Below are 24,458 nucleotides of genomic sequence, written 5' to 3'. Positions count from 1 at the left end.
CCATGGCCGCGACGCTTTTCTCCAAGCTTTGGGATATTCACGAGATTTGCGGTCTGGGCGGACGCGTCAGCCTGATCCAGATCGACCGCATCCTGCTGCATGAACGCACCGGCGGCGTTGCGCTGATGTCGCTGGAGGATGCGGGCCGCGCGGTGCGCGATCCCTCGCGCGTATTCGTGACGATGGATCATGTGGTCGACACGTTGCCGGGCCGAACCGACCGGACCATCATGCCCACGGGACGCGATTTCATCGTCGCTACGCGCGAAGCGGCAAAGCGCGCCGGTGCCCGCCTGTTCGACATTGGCGATATACGGCAGGGCATCGTCCATGTGATCTCGCCCGAAAACGCCATCGTCCTGCCCGGCGTCACGCTGGTCTGTCCCGACAGTCACACCTGCACGCAGGGCGCGTTCGGCGCACTTGCATGGGGCATCGGGTCGAGCGAGGCCGAACATGCGCTCGCCACCAATACGCTGCGCGTGACCCGGCCGCGCCAGATGCGCATCAATGTGAACGGCCGCCTGCATGACGGGGTGACGGCCAAGGATCTGGCGCTGGCGATCATTGCCCGTCTGGGATCGGCCGGGGCGCAAGGCTTCATCGTCGAATATGCGGGCGAGGCGATTACCGCATTGTCGATCGAAGAGCGTATGACCCTGTGCAACATGGCGACCGAGCTGGCCGCATTCAGCGCCCTGATCGCCCCCGACGACAAGACCATCGCATGGCTGAAGGACCGACCCTTCGCGCCCAAAGGCGAGGCATGGGACCGCGCGGCTGCCGACTGGCAAGCGCTGGCGACTGAGGACGGGGCAACATTCGACGTCGAGCATGATTTCGACGCCGCCGATATCGGCCCGATGATCAGCTGGGGCACCGCGCCGCAACAATCGGTGTCGCTGAATGGCCGTGTCCCCGCTGACATTGACGGGCAAACGAATGAGGCGGACGGCCGCGCGCGCGACTATATGGACGTAAGGTCCGGCGATGCGCTGACCGGCCTGCCGATCGATGCCGCCTTTATCGGATCGTGCACCAATGCCCGCCTGTCCGACCTGCGCGCCGCCGCCGCCCTGTTGAAGGGACGAAAAATCGCCCATGGCGTCAAGGCAATCTGCGTCCCCGGATCGGGTCAGGTGAAAGCCGCTGCCGAAGCGGAAGGGCTCGACCGCATATTCCTCGACGCGGGGTTCGAATGGCGCGAACCGGGTTGTTCGATGTGTTTCTTCGCAGGCGGCGAAAGTTTTGGCGAAAAAGAGCGCGTGATAAGCACGACCAATCGCAATTTCGAAAACCGGCAGGGCCCAAAGACCCGCACCCATATCGCATCGCCCGCGACGGTCGCCGCCTCGGCGATCGCGGGCCATATCGCGGACCCGCGCCAGACGGGAGGGCGCGCATGACCCCGCTGACCAAAGTATCATCGGTCGCAGTCGCGCTGATCCGCGACAATATCGATACCGATATCATCATCCCCTCGCGCGAGATGCGGTCGGTCAGCAAGAAGGGGCTGGGCGACGGATTATTCGCCAACTGGCGCTATACCGATGCCGCGGCCCGCATTCCCGATCCCGATTTCGCGCTTAACCGGCCAAAGGCCGAAGGCGCGCAGATCCTGTTGGGCGGCCGCAATTTCGGCAGCGGGTCAAGCCGCGAGCACGCAGTCTGGGCGCTGGACGAATTTGGCTTTCGCGTCGTGATCGCGGAAAGCTTCAGCCCGATCTTCTATGGCAATTGCATCCGCAACGGCCTGCTGCCGGTCGTGATGGACCCTACCCCGCTGGCAAGGGACGGTTTGCTGATCGAAGTCGACCTTCCCGCCCAGCAGGTCCGCGCCGGCGGCGGGGCATGGTCGTTCGACATCGATGCCGAACATAAGGACATCCTTGTCAAAGGGCTGGACCCCATCGGCATGACGCTGGAACTGGACGCCCAGATCCGTGCGCATCAGCTCCGCGACAATGCAGCACGTCCGTGGGCATGGGACGTGCTGCAACAGGACTAGCGGGTCAGCAATTCCATCGCGGATTCTGCCGACACCACTTCGCCGATCTTGGCCTGAATATCGAACAGATTGCCTTCATGCGGCCGCGGATCGCGGTCTGCGCACCCGTCAGCCACCACCAGAGGCACAAAGCCGTGGCATAACGCGTCCAGCGCGGTCGCGCGGATGCAGCCGGACGTCGAATAGCCACAGATCAGCACCGTATCGACACCCTGCGCCGCCAGCATCGGTGCCAGCGATGTCCCGAAAAAGGCCGATGGATAATGCTTGGACAGCACGCTGTCGCCAGCCCGTGGCCCCAGTTCCGCCGGAAAGGCCCCCAGCGGCGACCCCTTGATAAAATGCTTCAGCGCTGGAACCTTGCGGAAGAACATCCCGCCTTCGCGGCCGTCGGGCGAATATTCGACATTGGTCAGTACCACCGCCACGCCATTCTCCCGCGCCGCCTCGGCCAGCCTGACCGTTATGGCCAGCGCCTCTTCACCCTTTGCGTATAAAGGAGAGGCCGGGTCCAGATAGGCCATCACCATATCGACCACGATCAGCGCACATTTGCCGCCCGCCGCCAGACCGCCGCCAAAACCGGCCGCCGCATAATCGCTTTCCAGCGCGGGTTCATTCGCCGCCATATTGATTTCCCCGTTCGATCAGCGGCCCTGCCCGCATCAGATCGTTCATCGCACGCAAGTCCACCATCTGCGGATCGAGCGCGCTTGTGCTGCCGCTGGCGCGCAATTCGGCCAGCCCGTTGCGCCCTTGCGCCACCAGAAGATGCATCAAAAGCAGCGGGTGAAGCGCCACTTTGACACCAAGCCGCGCCAGATCGCCTTCGCTTCGCGTAGGGCTGACCCCGCCTTCGACCAGATTATGGACCAGCCCGATCCGCCCGCCAAAGCGTTGCGCGACGAGTGCCAGTTCTTCCATGGTCCGTGGCCCCTCGACAAAGGCCAGATCGGCCCCTGCGTCGATGAAGCGCTCTACCCGCTCCAGCGCAGCCTCCACTCCCAGCACGCCCAAGGCATCGGTGCGCGCGACGATCAGCGTATCGCGCCGCGCGTCGAGCGCCGCCGCTATGCGCCCGACCGCCTCCGCTTCACCGACGACACTCTTGCCGGCCAGATGGCCGCAGCGCTTGGGGAATGTCTGGTCCTCGATCACCAGTGCGCTGGCCCCCGCCCGTTCGGCCGATGCCACGAACCGTTGCAAGGTCAGCGCATTGCCAAAGCCGGTATCGCCATCGACGATCAGCGGCAGATCGCTGGCATCGCGCATCCGCGCCACCGTGTCGCAGATACGATCGGGCGTAATATAGCCCAGATCAGGCAGGCCGAGCGCCGCCACGGACAGCGCGGCGCCCGAAACGAAACCCGCCCCGAAACCGGCTTCTTCCACCAGTTTCAGGGTCAGCACGTCCCAGCATCCGGGCACCGACAACAGCCCGCCGCCCAGCCGTTCCGAAAGGGCGGCGACATGCGAAGCGGCAGGCCGCGCCATGATCAGCCCAATTGCCCGGGAATATGGCTTTCATGGTTTTGCAAATACCAGTCCGCGATTTCCTCACGCGTGGCCCACCATACGCCGGGCAGCGACTTGGCATGTTCGATGAATTCGCGGATCGCCCGCACCCGATGTGCACGGCCCGACACATGGGGGTGCAGGCCCACATTCATGATGCGGCCCGTGGTCGCGCCTTCGTCATACAGCACATCCAGTTCCTCGATCAGAGCGTCGCGGAACTGGTCGGTGGTGAAGTTCTTGCGCGTGATAAAGGTGAAATCGTTGATTTCATTGGAATAGGGCACCGACACGATCGGCCCGTTGGGGGTGCGCAGCATGAACGGCTGATCGTCATTCATAATATCGCAGTAATAGGTGCAGCCCTGTTCGGCGAGGATATCGGCCGTCCGCATCGTGCCGCGCAGCGACGACGACAGCCAGCCCTTGGCCTTGCGCCCCGTGAATTTCTCGAACTGTTCAAGGCTGCGCAGCACGACCTCGCGCTCTTTGGCGGGGTCTTGCGCGAAACCGGTCAGCAACTCGCCCTGCTCCCAGTTATGCGCCAGCAATTCCCAGCCCCGTTCCAGCACTGCATCGGTCATCGCCTTGCGGCGTTCGAAAGTGACGGCATTGGTGGTGCAACTGGCCGGAACGCCCATATGGTCGAACAGGTCGAACAGCCGCCAGATGCCCACGCGCTGCCCATATTCGCGCCAGGTGAAATTGGGGAAATCGGCGGTATGGCCCGGCAGGATATCGGGCAGGATCGACGGCCCGCCCGCGTAATAGGGTTTGTCCGTATCCTTGGTCAGGTCCCACGTTTCCAGATTGAACGTCAGGATCAACGCGACACGCGCCCCGTTCGGCCATTTCAACGCATTGCGTTGCGGAAGGGGGACGTAATCATATTCCATTGCTGTTCCTGCCTTTCGGGTTGCGTATCCGCCGGCGCGATTTGCCACGGGTCTTCATTCGCCATGATCCCTGCCTGCACAAGGGCACAGCCAGGACGCGGGCAATGATCGCATGGCGATAATGTCGGGGCCTGAACCGCCTGCCACCTAACCTGCTTTCAGAGCGACGAGGAGATTGCCAAGTATCTGCTCGCGCCTTTCGTTCAGCCTTGCTTCGGTCGCTTCGTCGGGCTGGAAACGGTCGATTTCCGCAACATCGATGCCTTTCGAAGCCAGCACCGCCTCGGTGACGATCTGACGGTCGGCGACCACCCATAATTCGCGGGCCAATGCGATCACTGCCTCGGCCACATCGTCGATGCGCGTTTCGGGCAGTATTTGCCGATCGCCCGTGATGTCCCTGCCCTGTTGTCCGTCCGCGTATTTTGTTTGGCCGGTCATTGTCTCGTCGGTCATTTTCCGGCCTCCATTGCCGCTTTGGCGGCGGGCTTGCGGCCATAGATGATATAGGGGTCCGCTCCCGCGCGCGGGTGCCATCCGCGCACATCGACAAAGCCGGCGGCTTGCGCCATCGGCACCATATCGAGCCTTGCGGTCGATCGCCAGAACGGCTCTCCGCCCCAGCGCGCCAGCCAGTCGAAGCGCCACGCCGTCATCCGGTCCAGCGTATGGGTGCGCGCGATATCGGCCATGATCATGTCGCCGCCGGGTTCCAGCACGCGAAACGCCTCGGCAAAAATCGCCTGGATCGATTTGACCGGCATTTCGTGATGGATCGCATAGGCCGTGACCAGATCGAAACTGTCATCGGCAAACATCGGCATATCCTCGCCGATGGCGGTGTGCAGGTTCCAGTCGAACCCCTTTTCATTGCCGACGCGCTGCGCCTGTTCCAGCATGCGCAGCGACGGGTCCACGCCCGTCAGCTTCGCATGGGGAAAGACCTCTGCAATGGCCAGCGTATGGTGGCCCGACGACGTTCCGATTTCCAAAATACGGCGGTAATCGGCGCGAGGCAGGCTGTGCAGCACGGTGCGGCGATTGGCATAGACATCGCCGGGGAAGACTTTCGAGACATATTTGCGGTGCACGATCTCGCCATGCACAAAGCCGTTGTAATCGCCCCCGTCCCAACCGCCATGGGTGCGGTGGAACCAGATTTTGGACCAGTAATCGGGCGCGGCGAAATCATGGTGAGTCAGCGTCGTCGCCCCTTCGCGCAGGCGTTCGATTTCGGGGACGATTTCCCCGCGCAGTTCATCGAAGGCCTGCACGGCGGCAAGGCCATGCTGTTTGGCGGTCCATTCCCCCAGCAACGCGCGCGCCTCGAAAACCGGCGATCCGGCCAGCGCCTTGTCAATCACGCGGTGCCGCTCATCCATGTCATCGGGCAGGGTGTCGGCACTGACACCCTTGTCGGCCAGCTCGCGCTCGGCCCGCATTTGCAATCGCCCTGCGGCCAAACGGACGGCAACTTCGAAATCCATCAGGGCGCGGCCGCGCTGGCGAAGGGTGAAATTCACAATGGCTCTCCTTCCTGTCGCATCGGCAAATCGTCCCGTTTTTCAACGGACATGACACGCTGACTCCCCTGCGGGACGTTACCATGCAGCGCCTCTATCGCGTTTTTGGCAATCGGTTTTGCGCTTCACGGATCGGTGATCGCCTGTCGATCATGCGACCCCACCATGCTCGCCCGCTGCGTTCGGGACCGATAGGCCATGGATCAGCCGAAAGTAAAAGAAGGCCGGTTCAATGGATATGCCCAACGGCGCAGACCAGTCACCCGACAATCTAGGTTTCCGCAAATTGTTCGGCGTGCTGGGTCCGTCGACCAATACAATTGTGCAGCCCGAATTCGATGCGATGCGTCCATACGGGGTGACGAACCATTACAGCCGCATCATCGTCGACGATGCGCAGGCAGTCTCGGACGAGACTTTCATGGCGGGCACGCAAGAAATTGACAGCAATACCGCCGCCGCCGTGCGCGGGGTGATGACGTGCCGGCCCGATTACCTTGTCATGGGGATGAGCGCGGTCACATTCTACGGCGGGGCCGAGGGTGGACGCCGCTGGCGCGAGAATATCGAATCGATCGCGGGCGTCGGCGTATCGACCGGTGCCGAAGCCGTCGTCGCCGCGCTGAAAGCCTATGGCCATATCGGCAAGGTCGCCTTCGTATCACCCTATTGGCCCAGCGCGAACGAGCAGGTGCGTAACTATCTGTCCGATCACGGTTATGAAACCGTGCGTGACGTGGCCTTGCAATGCCGGTCGTGGACCCGGATCGCACAGGTTTCCCCGGCGCGCCTACGCGAGGCGTTTCACACGTTGGAGGGCGACGATGTCGACGCGCTGATCCAGGTGGGCACCAATCTGTGCACCGCGCACTTCGCCGCGGCCGCCGAATTGTGGCTGGGCAAGCCCGTGATCGCCATCAACACCGCGACATATTGGCACGCGCTGCGCGCCAACGGGATCGCGGACAAGATCTCCGGCTTCGGCCGGCTCCTCACCGATTTCTGACGCGCCGCTGCGCGCGCATATTCTGCTATTTCAGGGGACTTCATGAATACCACCCGCAGGACACAGGTCGTCGTGGCAGGCGCAGGGCCGGTCGGCAGCGTCGCCGCGGCCTATCTGGCGCAACAGGGCATCGATGTCGTCCTGTGCGAAACGGGGCATGACTGTGCGCAGGATCTGCGCGCATCGACGTTTCACCCGCCGACGCTGGAAATGCTGGACGAGCTGGGCGTAACGTCCAAACTGATCGAGATGGGTCTGAAAGCGCCGGTCTATCACTGGCGCGACCGCAAAAGCGGCGAAGTGCTGAGCTTCGACCTCTCCGAAATCTCCGACGTCACGCGCTATCCGTTCCGCATCCAGTGCGAGCAATATCACCTCGCCCGCATGCTCTCTTCCCGGCTGGAGGAAGAGCAGCAGGCCGAAGTGCTGTTCGGCCACCGCGTCACCTTCTTCGAGCAGGATGCCGACGGCGTCGACGTCCATGTCGAAACCGCCATCGGTATCGAGAAGATCCGCGCCGATTACCTGATCGGGGCCGACGGCGCGAATTCGCTGGTGCGCAAATGGCTGGGCATCGAATTCGACGGTTTCACCTATCCGGAACGCTTCCTGACCCTGTCGACCGAATATCCGATCGATCAGGCGATGCCGGGCCTCGCCTATGTGAACTATGTCTCCGACCCGCAGGAATGGCTGGTCCTGCTGCGCGTCCCGTCGGTCTGGCGCGTACTGGTCCCTGCCGATGAAGAGGACGAGAAATTCCTGCTGTCCGATGCCAAGAAGAACCAGGTCTTCGACGGCATCATGGGCGATGGCGCGCAGGTCGAAACGCAGCACCGCACGATCTATCGCGTGCACCAGCGCGTGGCGAAGAAGTTCAATCATGGCCGCGTGCTGCTGGTGGGCGATTCCGCGCATCTCAACAATCCGCTGGGCGGGTTCGGGATGAACAGCGGCATCCATGACGCGTTCAACCTGTGTTCGAAACTGGTCGAAGTGATCAAAGAAGGCGCCGATGCCGCTTTGCTGGAAAAATTCGATCGCCAGCGGCGCAAGGTCACGTTCGATTTCACCCAGCGCCAGACCATGGAAAACATGGAAATCATGCGTGCCGGTCAGGGCGAAGCGCACAAGAAGCGCCGCGAAGCCATGGAATCGCTGGCCGGTGATGACGAAAAGCGTCGCCGCTATCTGCTGCGGCAAGCGATGTTCGAAAGCCTTGAACAGGCTGCGTCGATCGACTGATGCAGCCGCTTACGGGGTCGCGCCACCTCCCTCATTCCGGCGCGGCCCCGTATTAATCCTATAAAAATCCGGCGAAAGGCGGCGCCTAGATCGCTGCGGCCAGTTCGCCCGCCGTTACGAATACGGTATCGGGCTGATCCTTCAGCCAGCCGAGCAGGCTTTCGAACGCGCCCATGCGGAACGGCAGGCCCATCACATAGGGCGTGACATGCAGCGGCAGCACGCGGGGATTGCCCTCGCCCGCCAGCCAGCCAAACGCATCCTGCATCTGTTCGACATAGCTGTCCGCCGAATGCTGCTGCGTGACGATGATCTGCCGGTCGGACAGTTCGTGATTATATGGTACCGCCGCCAGCCTGCCCGCGGGCGTCGTCTGCCAATAGGGCAAATCGTCGTTCACCCAGTCGAGCGCATAGTCGAAACCCTCTTCCACCAGCAGGCGCGGCGTGTTGAAGCTTTGTGAGCGCGCGAGCGACATCCAGCCCTTTGGCGCATGGCCGATGGCGGCAGCCAGCGTGTCGCGCGACTGCACGATCAACGCGCGTTCGGCATCCTCGGACAAGGTGCTGTCGATCGTGCCGTCCATATCGGTCGAATGGGCGACAATCTCGTGCCCTGCGGCCAGTATGTCGGCGATGATGGTTGGATAGCGTTCGGCAATCGCGGCATTGACGGCGACCGTCGCCGTTGCCCCCACTTTCGCGAAAGCGTCGAGCAAGCGGTAAAAGCCCACCCGCGTGCCATATTCGCGCGCGGTATAATGGCGATAGTCGGGATAGGCCGTCTGCATATGGCCCGGCGCCTTGAACGGCGCATCCCCCGGAACGATCGGAAACCATTCCAGACTGACCAGCAGGGCCACGCCCATCTTCGCCCCGCCCGGTAATGACAGCGGAGCGCGCTGGTGAATATTCGACCATTCGTAAAGATCGTGGTCCATGCCCTTACGACGCATGGGGTATCGGGTATAGGCGGGGTCCAGGCTCATGCCTTTTCTCCAGCATATTGCGCGGCATCGGCGGCGGCCGCGTCATAGGCGCCGGTGGCCATGAAATGATCGGCGATATCGCCGCTGCGCGTGATCCATGCGCGCCCGTCGGCTGCGATATGGCGCAGAACTTCCTCAAACGGGCCGATGCGATGCGGCTGTCCGATCAGATAGGCGTGCAGCGGAATACACATCACCGTGCCGCCTTCTTCGGCCAGCCGGTCATATTGCCGGATCAGCGTATCGGCATATTCGCGCGGGCTCATATTATAGACGAAAAATCCGTAATGGTCGTTCACCTCGAGGCTGTAGGGCATCGAGATCAGCCTGCCCGATTTCACATGCACCGGGTTCGGCCTGTCGTCGTGATACAGGTCGCAAGTATAGGACAGGCCGTATTCGGCAATCAGGTCCAGCGTGCGCGGCGTATGCGTCAGCGCGGGGGCCAGCCAGCCCTTGATCGTCTGGCCGGTCGCCTCGCGCACGGTGCGGATCGAATCCTCGATGATCGCGCGCTCCTGCGCCTCGTCCATGCCATAGGAATAGCGCGTGTTGTAAATGCCGTGGCTGAAGAATTCCCATCCGCGCGCATCGGCGTCGGCGATGATATCGGGCATATGCTGGCACATGGCGACCGACAGGCTGACCGACCCGGGAAAGCCGTGCTTTGTCATCACGTCGGCCATGCGCCAATGCGCGACGCGGTTGCCGTAATCGCGATGGCCATAGCCGACGACATCGGGATGCGGCCTTGCCCATGATTTGCGATGCGGGTTCGCGGGCGGGTCGATTTCATAGAATTCCAGATTGGGCGAAACCCAGACGGCGACCTTCTTGCCATCCGGCCATTCCAGCGGCGGACGGTTCTTCCACGGGCGGAAATCATACAGCCCCGGATCGCGCTCGCCTTCCCTCACGAGTTTGCTCCGAACCAGTCGATCACATCCTGCACGGGCACGACATCGGCATATTTCAGCTGAAGATCGGTGAGATTGGCATAGTGATAGCTTTCATGCTTGTCGGCGCATGTCTCGATCGGAACGATGGTGCGATAACCGCGGCTGAGCGAATCCACCGCCGTCGCGCGGATGCAGCCCGATGTAGAGCCGCCGGTGACCACGACCGTATCGACCTGATGCCACACCAGCAGGCTTTGCAGCGGCGTTTCGAAAAACGCGCTGGGCATGCGCTTGGTATAGATGGCGTCGACGCCGTAATCGATCTCGCAGCGCGCATCGAATTCGTGGCGGCGGCTGTCGTATTTGATGTTTTGCAGACTGTCGGGCGTATCGGTACGCGTGCCCCACACGCCCGCATCGGCCGCGCTGTCCATATAGGCGACATGCGTCCAGATCACGGGCATACCCGCCTTGCGCGCAAGGGCAGAGATCGTATTGGCATATTCGATCTGGCGCGGATCGGTTTCATACGCCGTCTTGAACTCTTCAAGATTGGTATAGGCGTTCTGGAAATCGACATTCACAATGGCGAGCTTCTTGCCGAATCCGAACTTGGCGCGGGCCGGATTGGCCATCACATCCTCGAATATCTGCTTCGCGGTGCGCCCGTCGCTTACCATGCGGGTCCCGGCCATTTTCGTGCCCTGTGTCATGCGTTTTCCTTTTGTGTTTCGCTGGCCGCACGCTCTGCCTCCCAGCCTTTCGGCAATCCGGCATCGGCCACAAAGCCGTAAAGCGGTTCATCGGGCAAGGCGTCTGCCACGATCCTGCGCGATGCGAGCAAGCCATCGATCGAGATGCCGGTTTCGAAACCCATGGACTGGAGCATGAACACCAGATCCTCGGTCACGATATTGCCGCTGGCGCCGGGCGCGAACGGGCAGCCGCCCAGCCCCCCTTGCGAGGCATCGAAGGTGGTGATGCCCGCGTCGATACCCGCGACCACATTGGCAAGGCCCAGACCGCGCGTATTATGAAGATGCAGCCCCTGCACTGCCGCATCGCCCACTTCGCCGCGCACCAGTTTCACAAGGCGCTTGACTTCGCCCGGCGTGGCATAGCCGGTGGTGTCCGACAGGCCTACCTCGTCGCAGCCCGCTTCCATCAGCCGCGTGGCGAGCGAAAGAATCTGGGCATCGGGTATCATGCCTTCCAGCGTGCAGCCGAACACGGTCGACAGGCTGCCTTCGAAATGGGGGCGTTGGTCTTCGGGCAGTTCGCGGATCATCGCGGCGACGCCTGCGACTTCCTCGATCACCTGGTCATGCGTCTTGCGCAGATTGGCAAGGCTGTGCGCTTCCGACACCGAAAGCGGCAGCGTCAGCTTGTGCGCGCCCGCCCTGAGCGCGTTTTCCGCCCCGCGCCGGTTGGGCACCAGCGCCGCCACGGTCAGTCCGGCATGGCCGCGCGCATAGTCGACGATCTCGGCCGTGTCCGCCAGTTGCGGGATCAGCTTGGGCGGAACGAAGCTGCCGACCTCGATCTCTTTCACGCCTGCAGCGACCAGCGCGTCGATCCACGCCTTTTTGGCTGCGGTCGGCATGGTCGCCTTCACGTTTTGCAGTCCGTCGCGCGGGCCGACTTCGCTTACCAGAATTTCCATGGGCCGATACGACTCCGAATGCCTCTATTTGTCCTATACATATACCAAATGAAGCCGGACGCAAGCCGATGGCCGGCCCCGCGCAGCTATGCGCGATATTTGCCAAGGGTCGCGATTGCCGCCACCACGGCCAGCAGCATCACCGCGGACAGGGCGAGAATGAAGTCGTAGTCGCCAGTCAGGTCGACGCTCCACCCGAACAGCAAGGGACCGAATGCCGCGCCAAGACAAAAGAAGCCGAGCACGAGCCCGTACGATGCGCCCAGATTGTCCATCCGCACATAGCGCCCCGTCAGATAGGCCAGCATATCGACCTCTGCCCCCGCGGCGACGCCCAGCATGAGCGCGGCAAGGAACACCGGCCCGCCATATAGCAGGATGGCGCTGGCAATGACCGGAGACAGCAGCAGGATTGCTGCCACAAAGGGCGCGTGGAACCGGTCGAACAAAACGCCCGCGATGATGCGCGTGGCCAGTACCGCAACGCCCAGTTGCGCCGCGATCCCCGCTGCCAACGCCATATCCATTCCGCCGTCGATCAGCATTGGCACCAGATGCACGATCAGCCCCGCGACGATCGCACCCAGCAGCAGCGCGACCGCCAGCAGGGTCAGCGACTGGCGGTTCCGCTCGAAATGGCCGCGCGGCCTTGGCGCTTCGTCCGCAGTGGTCACCATTCTCTCGCGCGGGGTCAGCAGGCTGACCGGCAGGCCCACGACCAGCACGATGGCCGCCATCGCCATAACCGCCACGCGCCAGCCATGTGCCGCGATCACCGGCCCCAGCAGCATCGGCGACAGGATCGAGGCTACGCCCGTTCCCACCAGCATAAGGCCCAGGGCCAGCCCGCGCCCCGCATCGAACCGCATGGAAACAACCCGCGCCCAGATCGCGGGAGTCGTACCGCAACCGGCAATCGACACCAGCAGCCACAATCCATACCACGACCAGACCGAAGGCCCCGTTAGCGATAATGCGTAAAAGGCAGGCGGTGTCAGCAGGAAGCTGACGATGGCCACGGGCCGCGCCCCGAAGCGGTCGGCCAGCCTGCCGACGACAGGTGCGGACAGGAAAATTCCCAATTGCTCGAACGTCGCCGCGCCCGAAACCGCCGCGCGGCTCCACCCATATTCCGCCTGCAAGGGCGCAACAAACAGGCCCAGCGAATAAAAGCCGATCCCCGTCATGCCGACACTGATCGCCAGACCGGCCAGCAGCACGACCTGCCAACTGTCTGCAAACTCACGGCCGACACCGCTCTTCGTCATTCCGGTTCCCTTGATGCGTCCCAATCGGTTCATGGCGATATTCGTACAAGCAGGCCGGACAGGCGCTGACCGAATGCCGCTTCGTTCGACAGGCGAATATTTGCGGGGGCCGAACAGGCACCCCCGCTCTGCCCTCAGCCGAATTCGGGTGTGAACTGTCCGGTTTCGTGCATATCGAGCGACAGGCGATAGCGGTCCGCCCGGTAATAGGCATTGGTCACCAGCACGGTCGCGCCATCGTCATTCTCGATCCGGCGTTCGACATGCAGAACCGCTGCGCGCGGCTCGATCTGCAGCATCGAGGCAAGCTCGGGATCGGCGTTCATTGCCTCGATCGTCTGCACTGCCCCGCCGATATGCATCCCGGTCTCGCGCAATAGCGACAGGATCGGCGTGCCGGTCAGCGTTTCGGGCGTGATCCGCACGCCAAGCCCGCTGCGCATATGGCTGATGATCGCGCCCAGCGGCGCGCCCTTGGTCGACCGCAACCGCACCGCGCGCACCACCGGCTCATCCTCCGAAACACCCAGCTTTGCGGCAATCGCCGCCTCGGCCGGTCCGGTGGTGACTTCCAGCACCTTCACATCGGTATTGTGACCAAAGGCAATCAGGGACTCGACCGCCTGATCGACCGGCGCGTCGATAGTCTTGTTCGGTTCGCGATAGATTACGCGCGTCCCCAGACGACGGCGCCGTTCGACATAGCCGCGCAGCGCCAGCTCGTCCAAAGCGCGTCGGGCAGTGATGCGCGATACGCGATAGGCCTCGCCAAGCTCCATCTCGGTCGGCATGGGCGACCCGAAAGGACGCGCGCCGCGCGCGATTTCGTCCCGCAGGGTCAGATAGATCTGGTGATAGAGCGGTATCGCCGCGTCGCGCGCCAGATTGTCACCCTGGTCCGGCTTGACCCTGTCTGCGGATTGCTTGCTGGCTGGCAACGATTGTGTCCCCTGTTCGATATGGCGGATGAAATTGTGATGCTCCGCCGCGCCAATGTCTATCGCCCTGCGCACGCCCGCTGGATAAATCCGCCAGGCGATCAGATGGCAAACTATGCCCTGCATGCGCCAAAGCTGCTTGCCAGAGCGTTTTTATGTCTTGCACATATAGCAAATATGCAAAGCCAGGCAGAGCGCTTCTCCCTGTTTCTCAACGCATTTGGAGCATCCGATGAACGATAACACGATGCACATCCCGCTGGCGGTGATCGGCGCGGGGGCAACCGGCCTTTGCGCGGCATTGGCTGCGGCCGATGCCGGGGTCGAGGTGCTGGTGATCGAACGCGACGGCACGCCGCTGGGCTCGACCGCCATGTCGACGGGACTGATCCCTGCGTCGGGAACGCCCGAACAGGCCGCCGCGGGCATCTCCGACAGTCCTGCAATTTTCGCCACTGATATCACGCGCAAGACCAAGGGCACCGCCGATCCGGCCATGGCACTCAATCTTGCAAGGGAATCGCCCGATACGATCGCGTGGATGCGCGACAGCCATGGCATTCCGCTCGAACTCGTCGGCGGCTTTACCTATCCGGGCCATTCGGTCCAGCGCATGTATGGCACCCCTACGCGTTCGGGCGGCGAGCTGATCGCCAGCCTGCAATCCGCCGCCGAGGATGCAGGCGTCATGATCCTGACCGATGCGACCGTCACCGCGCTGGGCACCGACGGCGACCGGGTCACATCGCTGACCGTCACGCGCCCCGACGGCGCGGTCGAGGAGATTTCCTGCGACGCCGTCGTCCTCGCTTGCTCGGGATTTGCCGGCAACCCCGATCTGGTCGCGCGCTATATACCCGAAATCGCGGACGCCATCGTCCACGGCCATCCCGGCAACAAGGGGGATGCGCTGATCTGGGGCGAGCAACTGGGCGCGGCCATTGCCGATATCGGCTCCTATCAGGGGCATGGCGGGCTGGCGGTCGGGCATGGCATTCCCATTCTCTGGCCGCTGATCATGGAAGGCGGGTTTCAGGTCAATCTGGAGGGCAGGCGTTTTTCCAACGAGGCATCGGGCTATTCGGAACAAGCCGCCAAGGTGATTGCCCAGACCGATCGGGTCGCATGGTCGATCTTCGATGCGCGGCTGCACGAGCTGATGTCGCAGTTCGAGGACTACCGCGATGCGATTTCGGCCAATGCGGTCGTCACGGCGGAAAGCGTCGAAGCGCTGGCGGAAAAGACCCGCCTGCCCGCGGCTGCGCTGGCCGACACGATAGCAGAGGTTGCCGCCTTGACCCGTGGCGAAGGTGAGGACCGGTTCGGCCGCGATTTCACCGGCAAGCCCGAACTGGCCGCTCCGTTCTACGCCGCCAAGGTCACAGGGGTTCTTTTCCATACGCAGGGCGGGCTGGTCGTCGACGATGACGCCCGCGTTCTGAAACCTGACGGTAGCGGATTTCCCAACCTGTTTGCCGGTGGCGGCGCGGCGCGCGGCGTCTCGGGCGACGGGGCCGACGGCTATATGGCGGGAAACGGTCTTTTGACCGCGACCACGCTGGGCAAGCTGGCCGGACGCGCGGCTGCCAGGCAGATCAATAACGGCTGAACCTTGGGCGACTCTGATCGCACAGTGACAATTCGGCGATCACGCACAGCGATTTGAGTCTACCGATTTTTACCAATAGGTATGATTTTACAGAGAGTTACCTCTATTTTGTATTGATATTGAAACAAATAGAGTTTCGCCATATGCTTTGATCGAACAGCGATAGGAAACCTGATCATGGCATCACGGGCAGCAATCCCGCTTCAAACGCGCAGGGACGCCGGACCGGACCAAAAAACCGGACCCGGCCATAGCGCAGATCAAGGCGCGGACGATAACGATCGCGGCATACCGATCCGGTCGATCAGCAGGGCCATTTCGGTCCTGCAGGTCGTGAACAGCCAAAGTTCGCTTACCATGACCGAAATCGCGGCAAGTTCGGGCGTGCCCTATCCCACCGCATGCCGCATCGTGAAGACGCTGGTGTGCGAAGGCCTGCTGGAGCGGGAGGACAAGTCCAAACGCTATCGCCCGACGGCCAAGGTCCGCAGCCTTGCCAGCGGTTATGACAATGCCTCCAAACTGGTCGAGGTTGCCCGCCCGTTGATGGAAGAGCTGACGATGCGTGTCGGCTGGCCCATCACCCTGACCACCCATGTCGGCGGATCGATGGTGATCGGCGCATCGACCCATGCAATGACATCGCTGACCTTCAACGATTACCAGCCCGGCTATGCCATGCCGGTGCTGGAATGTTCGGCGGGCCTCGTTTATCTAGCCAACTGCCAGAAACACGTGCGCGACGCGGTGATGAACCAGCTGCGCCGATTTGGCGACGAGGATACGCGCCACATGGTCGAACTGGCGATCGAAGGCGGCCTGCTGCACACGATCAAGTCCGACGGCTATGCCACGCGCAGCTTTGTCCAGCATACGCGCAATCCGGGTAAGACATCGTCGATTGCCGTGCCGATCATGCATGACGACCAGATCGACGGCGCACTGACCGTGGCGTTCTTTTCCAGCACGATCGAACTGCGTCTGGCCGTCAAGGAACTGATGCCCGAATTACGCCAGTGCGCGAGCGAGATTTCCAAGCTGCTTTAGGGCAAATCGCCGGTTCGATTGGTCTGGTGGCGGACGTCGGAGGGTTCGTCAGGCCTAACTGCCTATTCGTTAGATCCAACCGCTGCGTAAGCAGCATTGCACGACAGTGGCCGACGAAGAGTCTGGCGGAGCGGGAGGGATTCGAACCCTCGATACGGGGTTACCGTATACACACTTTCCAGGCGTGCGCCTTCGACCACTCGGCCACCGCTCCGCTTGCCTGTCCCGTTGGGGAAACGCGCCCTAACCCCCGCGCTGCAATTGTGCAAGGCACCAGATGCGCAAAGATGCGAATGCGCCGGAATTCCCGCCTAGATCGCCGCGACAGAGGGGCCGATCCGCACGAAAAAGGCGCACATCGCCTGTTCAGCGCCCTTGCTGAGCCGGATGATCGCACGGCGACGGTCAGCCGGATCGGGCAGGCGTTCGAACAGCCCCGCATCGGTCATCTGGCCGATCCAGCGCAGCGCTGTCGTCGCCGGAACGCCCGACGCGATGCACAGGCTGGAAACGCAAACGTCGCGCCCCTCGGCCCGCGCCGCCGTCAGGTCGAGCAACATGTCCCATGCAGGATCCGCGAATAACTCGCCTTCAAAGAAATTCGCACGCAATTGCCGCTGCCGGATAATTTCGCGCAGCAAGGCGGCAGGCGGCAAATCGTTCTGTGCAAACGCCCCCTTCCCGCTGACCGGCAATTCAGCCGCCGGCTTGTCCGCGACGGGGCGCGCCATATAGGCGAAAGACGGCGAACGCAGCTGTTCCGCCGGAGCCGCCTCACCCGGCACGCCGCCAAGCTTGCGCGCGAGCGAGTGAACCTGTTCCGTAAGGCGGACGAGAGCGAGATGATCCTCACGCGCCAGTTCATGGACCGAACGCCCCGGCAGACGCGCCAGCGCATAGCCGATCGCCAGCGCATATTCGGCAGGCGACGGATCGATAAGGAATTGCACATCCCCGCAATCCATCGCGCCGAAAACCGCATCGATACCGCCAACCGTCGTGGAGACGACAAGCTGTGTCCCGCTATGCGCGGCCCGGGCATCAAGCCGCGCAAGTGCCGCCAGGAATTCGGCACCGGGAACAGGAATATCGATGACGACGATGTCGCCCAGGACAAACGCATCGTCGGACAACAACCGGTCAAGCGGCTCCGCCTGACGGATCATCAGCCCCGCCTCTAACAGCTGGTCGACCAGACCGGCGCGGATGCGTGCCCTGTCCGACAGAACCGAAACCGGCACCGATGCCCTGTCGGCATCGCCGCGCATGTCTTCTGCATCGTCGAATACGAAAGGCTGGGCGATCTGCATGATTCGGTTGCTCCCCTGTAACAAGGAACAACTAAGGAACATTACGGAAACATGTCAAGATGTTCCGCTGATGTTCCGCAATCAGTCCATAAAGGGATCACGCACCAATATCGTATCCTCCCGTTCCGGACTGGTCGAAACCAGTGCTACGGGCGTTTCGATAAGCTCTTGAACTCGCTGGATATATTTGATCGCCTGAGCGGGCAGATCGGCCCAGCTGCGCGCACCTGCGGTGGTCCCGCTCCAGCCTTCGAATTCTTCGTAGATCGGCTCGACCCGCGCCTGTTCCTGCGCGTGGGAAGGCAGATAATCGAGGATCTTGCCGTCGAGGCGATAGCCGGTGCAAATCCGCACCGTGTCAAAACCGTCAAGCACGTCGAGTTTCGTCAGCGCAATGCCGGTCACGCCCGAAATCGCGCAAGCCTGCCGCACCAGCACCGCATCGAACCAGCCACAGCGGCGCTTGCGCCCCGTCACCGTGCCGAATTCATGCCCGCGCTCGCCCAGCTTCTGGCCGGTCGCATCGTCCAGCTCGGTCGGGAACGGCCCCGAACCGACGCGGGTGGTATAGGCCTTGACGATGCCCAAAACGAAACCGCTGGCCGCGGGCCCCAGACCCGACCCGCTGGCAGCCGTCCCGCTGACCGTGTTCGAACTGGTCACAAACGGATAGGTCCCGTGATCGACGTCAAGCAGCACGCCCTGCGCGCCCTCGAACAGGATCTTGGCGCCCGCCTTGCGCACCTTGTTCAGCCGTTTCCACACGGGCTGCGCGAATTGCAGCACATAGGGCGCAATCTCGCGCAGATCGGCGAGCAGTTTCTCGCGGTCCACCGGCTCTTCCCCGAAACCGGCGCGAAGGGCGTTGTGATGCGCGCACAGCCGGTCGATCTGGGGGTCGAGCGAATCCAGATGCGCCAGATCGCAAACTCGGATCGCGCGGCGACCGACCTTGTCTTCATAGGCAGGGCCAATGCCGCGGCCCGTGGTGCCGATCTTGCCTGCACCGGCCGCCGTCTCTCGCAAACCGTCGAGATCGCGGTGCAAGGGCAGGATCAACGGGCAATTATCGGCAATCGCGAAATTCTCGGGATTGATGGTCACGCCTTGCGCGGTCAGCTTCTCCACCTCGGCCTTCAGCGCCCAGGGGTCCAGCACCACGCCATTGCCGATAATCGACAAAGTGCCCGTAACGATACCCGAAGGCAGCAGCGACAGCTTATACGTTACGTCTCCGACGACCAGCGTATGGCCCGCATTGTGCCCGCCCTGAAAGCGGACCACCGCATCGGCGCGGCTTGCCAGCCAGTCCACGATCTTGCCTTTGCCTTCGTCGCCCCATTGCGCGCCGATTACCGTCACATTGGCCAAAGTATTGCCTTTCCAGACCATGTCAGAAACTCCGTAGCGGCGCTTAGGGGGTGGCGCTGCGCTCGGCAAGGGGATCGGCACGCTAAATACCGGCCTGTTCGGGTGAGAGAAAGCTTTCGCGCATTATTGAACCGCCTATGAGGTCGATTTTCTCCCTTTCCGCCTTCGCTTGCGCCGGCTGTCTGGCAGTCGCGCCGCTGGCCGCGGCGCAGGTATCCGCCCCTGCCCCGGCGCCAGCATCTGTCCCCGCTGCCCGGACCGTACCCGCAGCGCAGGAATTGTCCTTTGGATCGCACCCCTTGCAGCGGCTCGATTTCTATCGCTCCCCCTCGCCCGGTCCGCGCCCGTTGATTCTGTTCGTCCATGGCGGCGCATGGATCGGCGGAGACAAATCCGATTCCACCGGAGAGGCCAAGATCCGCCATTACACACAGGCCGGATACCAGCTCGCCAGCGTCAACTACCGGCTGCTGCCCGAGGTCGACATCGAACACCAGGCCGACGATGTGGCGGCATCGCTTGCCAGCCTGCTGGAGCAGGCGCGCGATCTGAACATCGATACGCGGCGTGTGGTGCTGATGGGGCACAGCGCGGGCGCGCATCTGGCGGCATTGGTGGCGACCGATCCGCGCTACCTGAAACGCTATGGCCTGACGCCGGGCGATATCGGTGGCGTCGCGCTGCTGGACGGTGCCGCCTATGACGTGCCCAGCCAGATCATGGACGCGGGGCCTTTACTGGGCTTTGCCTATCAGATCGCGTTCGGTTCGGGGCCAGCGCGCCAATCGTCGCTGTCGCCCGCCAGCCATACGGCCACGGGCAATGCGCGCGACTTCCTGTTGCTGCATGTCGAGCGGCCCGATGCCGAGCGGCAGGCATTTACCTTTGCCGATGCGCTGGAGAGCGGCGGAACCCGCGCAAGGGTGGCGGGCGTCAAAGGGCGCGGCATGGAAGGGCACAACCGCATCAATGCGATGCTGGGCCGCAGCGATTCCGATGCGACGCCGATCGTCGACGAATGGCTGGCAGGGCTGTTCGGCAGCCGCGCCTACTGAACCGCTTCGGGTCCGCTGGCGCCCAGCACATGGGTGCAGCCCAGCGCCTTTGCCTCGTCCCTTTCGGTAAGGGCTGCCCGCGTGCGCCAGCCTTCGGCGCGCAGCGCAGCAGCGGCCTCGCGATCATGGCCGAGCGGCAGGAACACGATCCGGCTGGCCACCGGCAGTGCGTTGGCATCGACCAGCGGATCGGGATAGAGCGAAAAGCCTGTCGCCACCTCGTCATGCGGGGGCTGGCCGGGTTTACCCTCACCGGTCACGCGATAGGTGCCGCCACGCCCCAGCGCGCCGCGCAGCCCGTCGGCATAGATCGTGAAGCCGAACCAGCTTTGATATTCAAATCCGTGGCGTTCGGTCGGGTCCAGCGTCAGGCGCGCGGCATCGCCCACCAGCGCCGCAATCTCGCGCAGTGCCGCGATGCGCGTGCCCAGCGCGCCGCCATCGATAATGGCGCGGTCGAATTCTTCCAGCTTGGCAATGGCCGTATCGAATGGGCCGGTCGCATAAAGCAGCGGCAGAAATGCCTCTCCACCCACGGCAGTCAGCGCGCCCGCGTCCTTCGCATCCAGCTCGTGCCGGACCGCATCGGTCGTTTCGGCATCCATCGGATGCGCCCGCTCGGCCAGCGTGTCCACCAGATCGGGCAGCGTGAAGTCGACCGAAATACCGGTCGCCCCGGCCACCCGCAACGCTTCGATGGCAAGCAGCACAGCCTCGGCAGCGGCGGCGACATTATCGGCACCGACGATTTCGGCGCCGATCTGTAACTGCTCGCGCTCCGGATCTAGGCCGTCGCCCTTGATGCGCAAGACTTGCCCCGCATAGGACAGGCGCAAAGGGCGCGGCACATCGCCCATGCCGGTGGCGACAATGCGCCCCACCTGCACCGTCATATCGGCCCGCACCGCCAAACTGCGCAGCGATACGGGATCGGTAAAGCGCACCATGCGGTTCTTGCGCACGCCCGCCATGCGCGCGGCGAGCGAGCGTTCGAATTCGACCAGCGGCGGCTGAACCGGATCATAGCCATGGGCCGCCATTGCATCGACCATGGCGCGGGTTACACGCATCGCTTCGGCCGCGCGCGGCGGCAGGCGGTCGGCCAGCCCCTCGGGCAGCAGATCGGGATCGGGCGCACCGCTGCGCGGCGGTCGAATGGCGGTCGGCTTGGTCATCGCTGGCGCGTGTAGGGTGGCGGGCGAAGAGAGGCAAGCGTTCCCGCCTGCCCCTCGTTGCCTCTTCAGATCAGAACGAAAGCGCCTTGACGGTCTTCACGCCCGGCGTCTCGCAGATCTGCTTCATGACATCCTGCGAAATCGGCTGGTCGACCGACAGCAGCAGTACGGCTTCCCCGCCCGCTTCGCGGCGGCCAAGGTGGAACGTGCCGATATTGATGCCGCTCTTACCGAGCAGCGACCCGATGCTGCCGATAAAGCCCGGCGCATCCTCGTTCACCACGTAAAGCATGTCGCCAGTGAGGTCGGCCTCGATGCCGATGCCGAAAATATCGACAAGGCGCGGCTGGGTCTTCCCGAACAGGGTCCCCGCAACGCTGCGTTCGCCCGCATCGGTATCGACCTTGATACGCACCAGCGTCTGATAGTCGCCTTCGCGCTCGCGGCGGATTTCACGCACGTCAAGGCCGCGTTCCTTTGCAAGGAAGGGGGCGTTGACCATGTTCACGCTTTGCGAATAACGCTTCATCAGCCCGGCCAGCACCGCGCCGGTGATCGGCTTGATGTTGAGCTGGGCCGCAGCGCCCTCAACCTCGATCCCGATGCGGGTCAGATTGCCATGCGCCAGCTGCCCAACCAGCGAGCCGAGCTTTTCGGCCAGTGCCATATAGGGCTTGAGCTTGGGCGCTTCTTCCGCCGACAGCGACGGCATGTTGAGCGCGTTGGTCACGCCGCCATTGACGAGATAATCGGCCATCTGCTCGGCCACTTGCAGTGCCACATTGACCTGCGCCTCGGTAGTCGATGCCCCAAGATGCGGAGTGCAGATGAAGTTCGGCGTACCGAACAGCGGGCTTTCCTTGGCCGGTTCCTTCGCGAACACATCCAGCGCCGCGCCCGCGATATGGCCATTGTCGAGCAGGTCTTTCAGCGCTGCCTCATCGATCAGACCGCCGCGGGCGCAGTTCACGATGCGCACACCCTTTTTGGTGCGTTCAAGACGTTCGCGATTGAGGATATTGCGTGTTTCATCGGTCAGCGGAGTGTGGAGCGTGATGAAATCGGCGCGTTCGATCAGGGCTTCCAGATCGACCTTTTCCACGCCCAGCTCGACAGCGCGTTCCTCGGTCAGGAACGGGTCATAGGCGACGACCTTCATTTTAAGGCCCAGCGCGCGGCTGGCGACGATCGCGCCGATATTGCCCGCACCGATCAGGCCCAGCGTCTTGCCGGTCACTTCGACGCCCATGAAATCGTTCTTGGGCCATTCACCGTTCTGCGTGCGTGCATTGGCGGCGGGAATCTGGCGGGCCAGCGCCATGATCATGGCGATCGCATGTTCGGCCGTTGTGATCGAATTGCCGAAAGGCGTGTTCATCACCACGACGCCCTTGGCGCTGGCGGCGGGGATATCGACATTGTCGACCCCGATCCCGGCGCGGCCGATGACCTTCAGATTGGTCGCGGCCTCAAGAATGTCGGCAGTCACCTTGGTGGACGAGCGGATCGCAAGCCCGTCATACTCGCCGATGCGGGCCATCAGCTGTTCGGGGGTTTCGCCGGTGATGACATCGACATCGCAGCCGCGCGCTTCGAAAATGCGGGCGGCATTGGGGTCCATCTTATCGGAAATAAGGACTTTCGGCCTGGCCATGGTAAGCCTTTCTATCTTTTGAAATCAGGAAGATGCAGGCGGGACTTCACATCCCGCCGCACGCAGATCAGGCGGTCAGCAGACCATAGGCCCAGTCGAGCCACGGGCCGAGCGCATCGATATCCGCCGTGTCGACGGTCGAACCGCACCAGATGCGAAGACCGGGAGGCGCATCGCGATAGCCAGCCACGTCAAAGGCCGCACCTTCGTCTTCCAGCAGCTTGGCGAATTGCTTGATGAAATCCGCGTCGGCACCCTGCACCGTCAGGCACACGCTGGTATTGGAACGGATCGCGGGGTTTTCGACCAGATGGCCCAGCCACGGACGCGCTTCGACAATGGCGTTCAGCGCCGTCGCATTCGCGTCCGCACGCGCCTTCATCGCGGCGCTGCCGCCGATTTCCTTCGCCCATTCCAGCGACAGGATCGCATCTTCCACCGCCAGCATCGACGGGGTGTTGATGGTCTCACCCTTGAACACGCCCTCGACCAGCTTGCCGCCTTTCGTCAGGCGGAACACCTTGGGCAGCGGCCATGCGGGCGTATAGCTTTCCAGCCGTTCGACCGCGCGGGGGCCAAGGATCAGCACGCCATGGCCGCCCTCTCCGCCCAGAACCTTCTGCCACGAGAAGGTGGCGACATCGATCTTGGACCAGTCGATGGTCTGCGCGAAAACGGCGCTGGTGGAATCGGCGAAAGACAGCCCTTCGCGATCCGCGGGGATCCAGTCGGCGTTCGGCACGCGCGCACCGCTGGTGGTGCCGTTCCAGGTGAACAGCACATCGTTCGACCAGTCGACCGCCTGAAGATCGGGGATCTGGCCGTAATCGGCCTTCATCACGGTGGGATCGAGCTTCAGCTGCTTGACCGCATCGGTCACCCAGCCCTCGCCAAAGCTTTCCCACGCCAACGTGGTGACAGGGCGTGCGCCTAGCATCGTCCACATCGCCATTTCGAACGCGCCGGTATCCGAACCGGGCACGATGCCGATGCGGTGCGTTTCGGGCAGCTCAAGCAATTCGCGCATAAGATCGATGCAATAGGCCAGACGCGCCTTGCCGATCTTGGAGCGATGCGAGCGTCCAAGCGAAGCGGGATTGAGTTTTTCGGGAGCCCAAACCGGGGGTTTGGCACAGGGACCGGACGAGAAAAAGGGACGCGCCGGTAGCGTCGGTTTTGTATCAGTCATTAAGACTCTCCTTACAGAGAGCACGCGCGGCGTTGGGACCGCGTGGCCCGCTGGCCGCCCTAAAGATACACGCCGCCGTGTCAAGCGAATGACGCATGG

24 protein-coding genes and 1 tRNA gene are annotated in these 24,458 nt (G+C 62.9%); 8 read left to right on the top strand and 17 right to left on the bottom strand.

The window, feature by feature from the left end:
- Nucleotides 1-2 precede the first annotated feature (2 nt).
- Together LOZ74_RS07925 and leuD are read left to right on the top strand one after the other, a co-directional pair.
- A complete protein-coding gene (locus LOZ74_RS07925; protein WP_230293596.1) occupies nucleotides 3-1,406 on the top strand; it encodes a 3-isopropylmalate dehydratase large subunit in 1,404 nt (467 codons plus the stop codon).
- Nucleotides 1,403-2,008: a 3-isopropylmalate dehydratase small subunit gene (leuD, locus tag LOZ74_RS07920; protein WP_230293595.1), complete on the top strand. Its 606-nt coding sequence runs from the start codon at nucleotides 1,403-1,405 to the stop codon at nucleotides 2,006-2,008. The genes LOZ74_RS07925 and leuD overlap by 4 nt, the downstream gene beginning before the upstream one ends.
- On the opposite strand, the gene LOZ74_RS07915 is transcribed toward leuD, so the two are convergent.
- From LOZ74_RS07915 to LOZ74_RS07895, 5 genes are all read right to left on the bottom strand, one after another.
- Nucleotides 2,005-2,637 carry an isochorismatase family protein gene (locus tag LOZ74_RS07915; RefSeq protein ID WP_230293594.1) on the bottom strand — a complete coding sequence of 211 codons (633 nt, stop codon included), beginning with the start codon at nucleotides 2,635-2,637 and terminating at the stop codon, nucleotides 2,005-2,007. The two genes, leuD and LOZ74_RS07915, sit on opposite strands and share 4 nt — an antisense overlap.
- The gene (locus LOZ74_RS07910; protein WP_230293593.1) at nucleotides 2,624-3,502 is read right to left on the bottom strand and encodes an oxaloacetate decarboxylase; all 879 of its coding nucleotides are present in this window, start codon (nucleotides 3,500-3,502) and stop codon (nucleotides 2,624-2,626) included. Before LOZ74_RS07910 ends, LOZ74_RS07915 begins: the two co-directional genes overlap by 14 nt.
- A gap of 2 nt (nucleotides 3,503-3,504) precedes the next feature.
- Nucleotides 3,505-4,419 carry a polysaccharide deacetylase family protein gene (locus tag LOZ74_RS07905; RefSeq protein ID WP_230293592.1) on the bottom strand — a complete coding sequence of 305 codons (915 nt, stop codon included), beginning with the start codon at nucleotides 4,417-4,419 and terminating at the stop codon, nucleotides 3,505-3,507.
- 147 nt (nucleotides 4,420-4,566) lie between these two features.
- Complete coding sequence (locus tag LOZ74_RS07900; RefSeq protein WP_230293591.1) at nucleotides 4,567-4,875, bottom strand: hypothetical protein; 309 nt, start codon at nucleotides 4,873-4,875, stop codon at nucleotides 4,567-4,569.
- The gene (locus tag LOZ74_RS07895) at nucleotides 4,872-5,942 is read right to left on the bottom strand and encodes a class I SAM-dependent methyltransferase (RefSeq protein ID WP_230293590.1); all 1,071 of its coding nucleotides are present in this window, start codon (nucleotides 5,940-5,942) and stop codon (nucleotides 4,872-4,874) included. Before LOZ74_RS07895 ends, LOZ74_RS07900 begins: the two co-directional genes overlap by 4 nt.
- 232 nt (nucleotides 5,943-6,174) lie before the next feature.
- Here LOZ74_RS07895 and LOZ74_RS07890 point away from each other — a divergent pair, with 232 nt between their 5' ends.
- Complete coding sequence (locus LOZ74_RS07890; RefSeq protein ID WP_230293589.1) at nucleotides 6,175-6,948, top strand: arylmalonate decarboxylase; 774 nt, start codon at nucleotides 6,175-6,177, stop codon at nucleotides 6,946-6,948.
- 42 nt (nucleotides 6,949-6,990) lie between these two features.
- Nucleotides 6,991-8,193: an NAD(P)/FAD-dependent oxidoreductase gene (locus tag LOZ74_RS07885; protein WP_230293588.1), complete on the top strand. Its 1,203-nt coding sequence runs from the start codon at nucleotides 6,991-6,993 to the stop codon at nucleotides 8,191-8,193.
- A gap of 85 nt (nucleotides 8,194-8,278) precedes the next feature.
- On the opposite strand, the gene LOZ74_RS07880 is transcribed toward LOZ74_RS07885, so the two are convergent.
- The 6 genes from LOZ74_RS07880 to LOZ74_RS07855 all read right to left on the bottom strand — a co-directional run bounded on the left by LOZ74_RS07880 (nucleotide 8,279) and on the right by LOZ74_RS07855 (nucleotide 13,949).
- Entirely contained in the window at nucleotides 8,279-9,181 is a 903-nt protein-coding gene (locus LOZ74_RS07880) for a polysaccharide deacetylase family protein (protein ID WP_230293587.1), read from the bottom strand.
- Entirely contained in the window at nucleotides 9,178-10,098 is a 921-nt protein-coding gene (locus tag LOZ74_RS07875; RefSeq protein ID WP_230293586.1) for a polysaccharide deacetylase family protein, read from the bottom strand. Before LOZ74_RS07875 ends, LOZ74_RS07880 begins: the two co-directional genes overlap by 4 nt.
- A complete protein-coding gene (locus LOZ74_RS07870) occupies nucleotides 10,095-10,793 on the bottom strand; it encodes an isochorismatase family protein (protein ID WP_230293585.1) in 699 nt (232 codons plus the stop codon). The genes LOZ74_RS07875 and LOZ74_RS07870 overlap by 4 nt, the downstream gene beginning before the upstream one ends.
- Entirely contained in the window at nucleotides 10,790-11,743 is a 954-nt protein-coding gene (locus LOZ74_RS07865; protein WP_230293584.1) for a hydroxymethylglutaryl-CoA lyase, read from the bottom strand. Before LOZ74_RS07865 ends, LOZ74_RS07870 begins: the two co-directional genes overlap by 4 nt.
- Nucleotides 11,744-11,829: 86 nt before the next feature.
- Nucleotides 11,830-13,011, bottom strand: a complete 1,182-nt coding sequence (locus tag LOZ74_RS07860; RefSeq protein WP_230293583.1) for an MFS transporter — start codon at nucleotides 13,009-13,011, stop codon at nucleotides 11,830-11,832.
- Nucleotides 13,012-13,145: 134 nt separating this feature from the next.
- Nucleotides 13,146-13,949, bottom strand: a complete 804-nt coding sequence (locus LOZ74_RS07855; RefSeq protein WP_230293582.1) for a GntR family transcriptional regulator — start codon at nucleotides 13,947-13,949, stop codon at nucleotides 13,146-13,148.
- A gap of 21 nt (nucleotides 13,950-13,970) precedes the next feature.
- Here LOZ74_RS07855 and LOZ74_RS07850 point away from each other — a divergent pair, with 21 nt between their 5' ends.
- From LOZ74_RS07850 to LOZ74_RS07840, 3 genes are all read left to right on the top strand, one after another.
- On the top strand, nucleotides 13,971-14,192 hold the full coding sequence (locus LOZ74_RS07850) for a hypothetical protein (RefSeq protein ID WP_230293581.1): 222 nt from the start codon (nucleotides 13,971-13,973) through the stop codon (nucleotides 14,190-14,192).
- Nucleotides 14,182-15,558: an FAD-dependent oxidoreductase gene (locus LOZ74_RS07845; protein ID WP_230293580.1), complete on the top strand. Its 1,377-nt coding sequence runs from the start codon at nucleotides 14,182-14,184 to the stop codon at nucleotides 15,556-15,558. The genes LOZ74_RS07850 and LOZ74_RS07845 overlap by 11 nt, the downstream gene beginning before the upstream one ends.
- 177 nt (nucleotides 15,559-15,735) lie before the next feature.
- Nucleotides 15,736-16,605 carry a helix-turn-helix domain-containing protein gene (locus LOZ74_RS07840; protein ID WP_230293579.1) on the top strand — a complete coding sequence of 290 codons (870 nt, stop codon included), beginning with the start codon at nucleotides 15,736-15,738 and terminating at the stop codon, nucleotides 16,603-16,605.
- A gap of 123 nt (nucleotides 16,606-16,728) precedes the next feature.
- On the opposite strand, the gene LOZ74_RS07835 is transcribed toward LOZ74_RS07840, so the two are convergent.
- The 3 genes from LOZ74_RS07835 to LOZ74_RS07825 all read right to left on the bottom strand — a co-directional run bounded on the left by LOZ74_RS07835 (nucleotide 16,729) and on the right by LOZ74_RS07825 (nucleotide 19,286).
- Nucleotides 16,729-16,819: transfer RNA gene (locus LOZ74_RS07835), tRNA-Ser, on the bottom strand.
- Between the two features lie 97 nt (nucleotides 16,820-16,916).
- On the bottom strand, nucleotides 16,917-17,915 hold the full coding sequence (locus LOZ74_RS07830) for a MarR family transcriptional regulator (RefSeq protein ID WP_230293578.1): 999 nt from the start codon (nucleotides 17,913-17,915) through the stop codon (nucleotides 16,917-16,919).
- Nucleotides 17,916-17,996: 81 nt separating this feature from the next.
- Complete coding sequence (locus LOZ74_RS07825; RefSeq protein ID WP_230293844.1) at nucleotides 17,997-19,286, bottom strand: adenylosuccinate synthase; 1,290 nt, start codon at nucleotides 19,284-19,286, stop codon at nucleotides 17,997-17,999.
- 299 nt (nucleotides 19,287-19,585) lie between these two features.
- On the opposite strand from LOZ74_RS07825, the gene LOZ74_RS07820 reads away from it, so the two are divergent.
- Nucleotides 19,586-20,341, top strand: coding sequence for an alpha/beta hydrolase (locus tag LOZ74_RS07820; RefSeq protein WP_230293577.1), 756 nt, complete (start codon nucleotides 19,586-19,588; stop codon nucleotides 20,339-20,341).
- On the opposite strand, the gene LOZ74_RS07815 is transcribed toward LOZ74_RS07820, so the two are convergent.
- The 3 genes from LOZ74_RS07815 to LOZ74_RS07805 form a co-directional block, all read right to left on the bottom strand.
- Complete coding sequence (locus LOZ74_RS07815; RefSeq protein WP_230293576.1) at nucleotides 20,335-21,516, bottom strand: ATP phosphoribosyltransferase regulatory subunit; 1,182 nt, start codon at nucleotides 21,514-21,516, stop codon at nucleotides 20,335-20,337. The genes LOZ74_RS07820 and LOZ74_RS07815 overlap by 7 nt on opposite strands.
- A 70-nt stretch (nucleotides 21,517-21,586) precedes the next feature.
- Nucleotides 21,587-23,170 carry a phosphoglycerate dehydrogenase gene (gene serA / locus LOZ74_RS07810; RefSeq protein WP_230293575.1) on the bottom strand — a complete coding sequence of 528 codons (1,584 nt, stop codon included), beginning with the start codon at nucleotides 23,168-23,170 and terminating at the stop codon, nucleotides 21,587-21,589.
- A 67-nt stretch (nucleotides 23,171-23,237) separates the two neighbouring features.
- Nucleotides 23,238-24,359, bottom strand: coding sequence for a phosphoserine transaminase (locus LOZ74_RS07805; RefSeq protein ID WP_230293574.1), 1,122 nt, complete (start codon nucleotides 24,357-24,359; stop codon nucleotides 23,238-23,240).
- Between the last annotated feature and the right edge of the window lie 99 nt (nucleotides 24,360-24,458).

This window comes from Croceicoccus sp. Ery5 (assembly GCF_020985325.1).
In the GTDB taxonomy this organism is placed as follows: Bacteria; Pseudomonadota; Alphaproteobacteria; order Sphingomonadales; family Sphingomonadaceae; genus Croceicoccus.
This window is presented reverse-complemented; position numbering and strand designations above follow the sequence as displayed.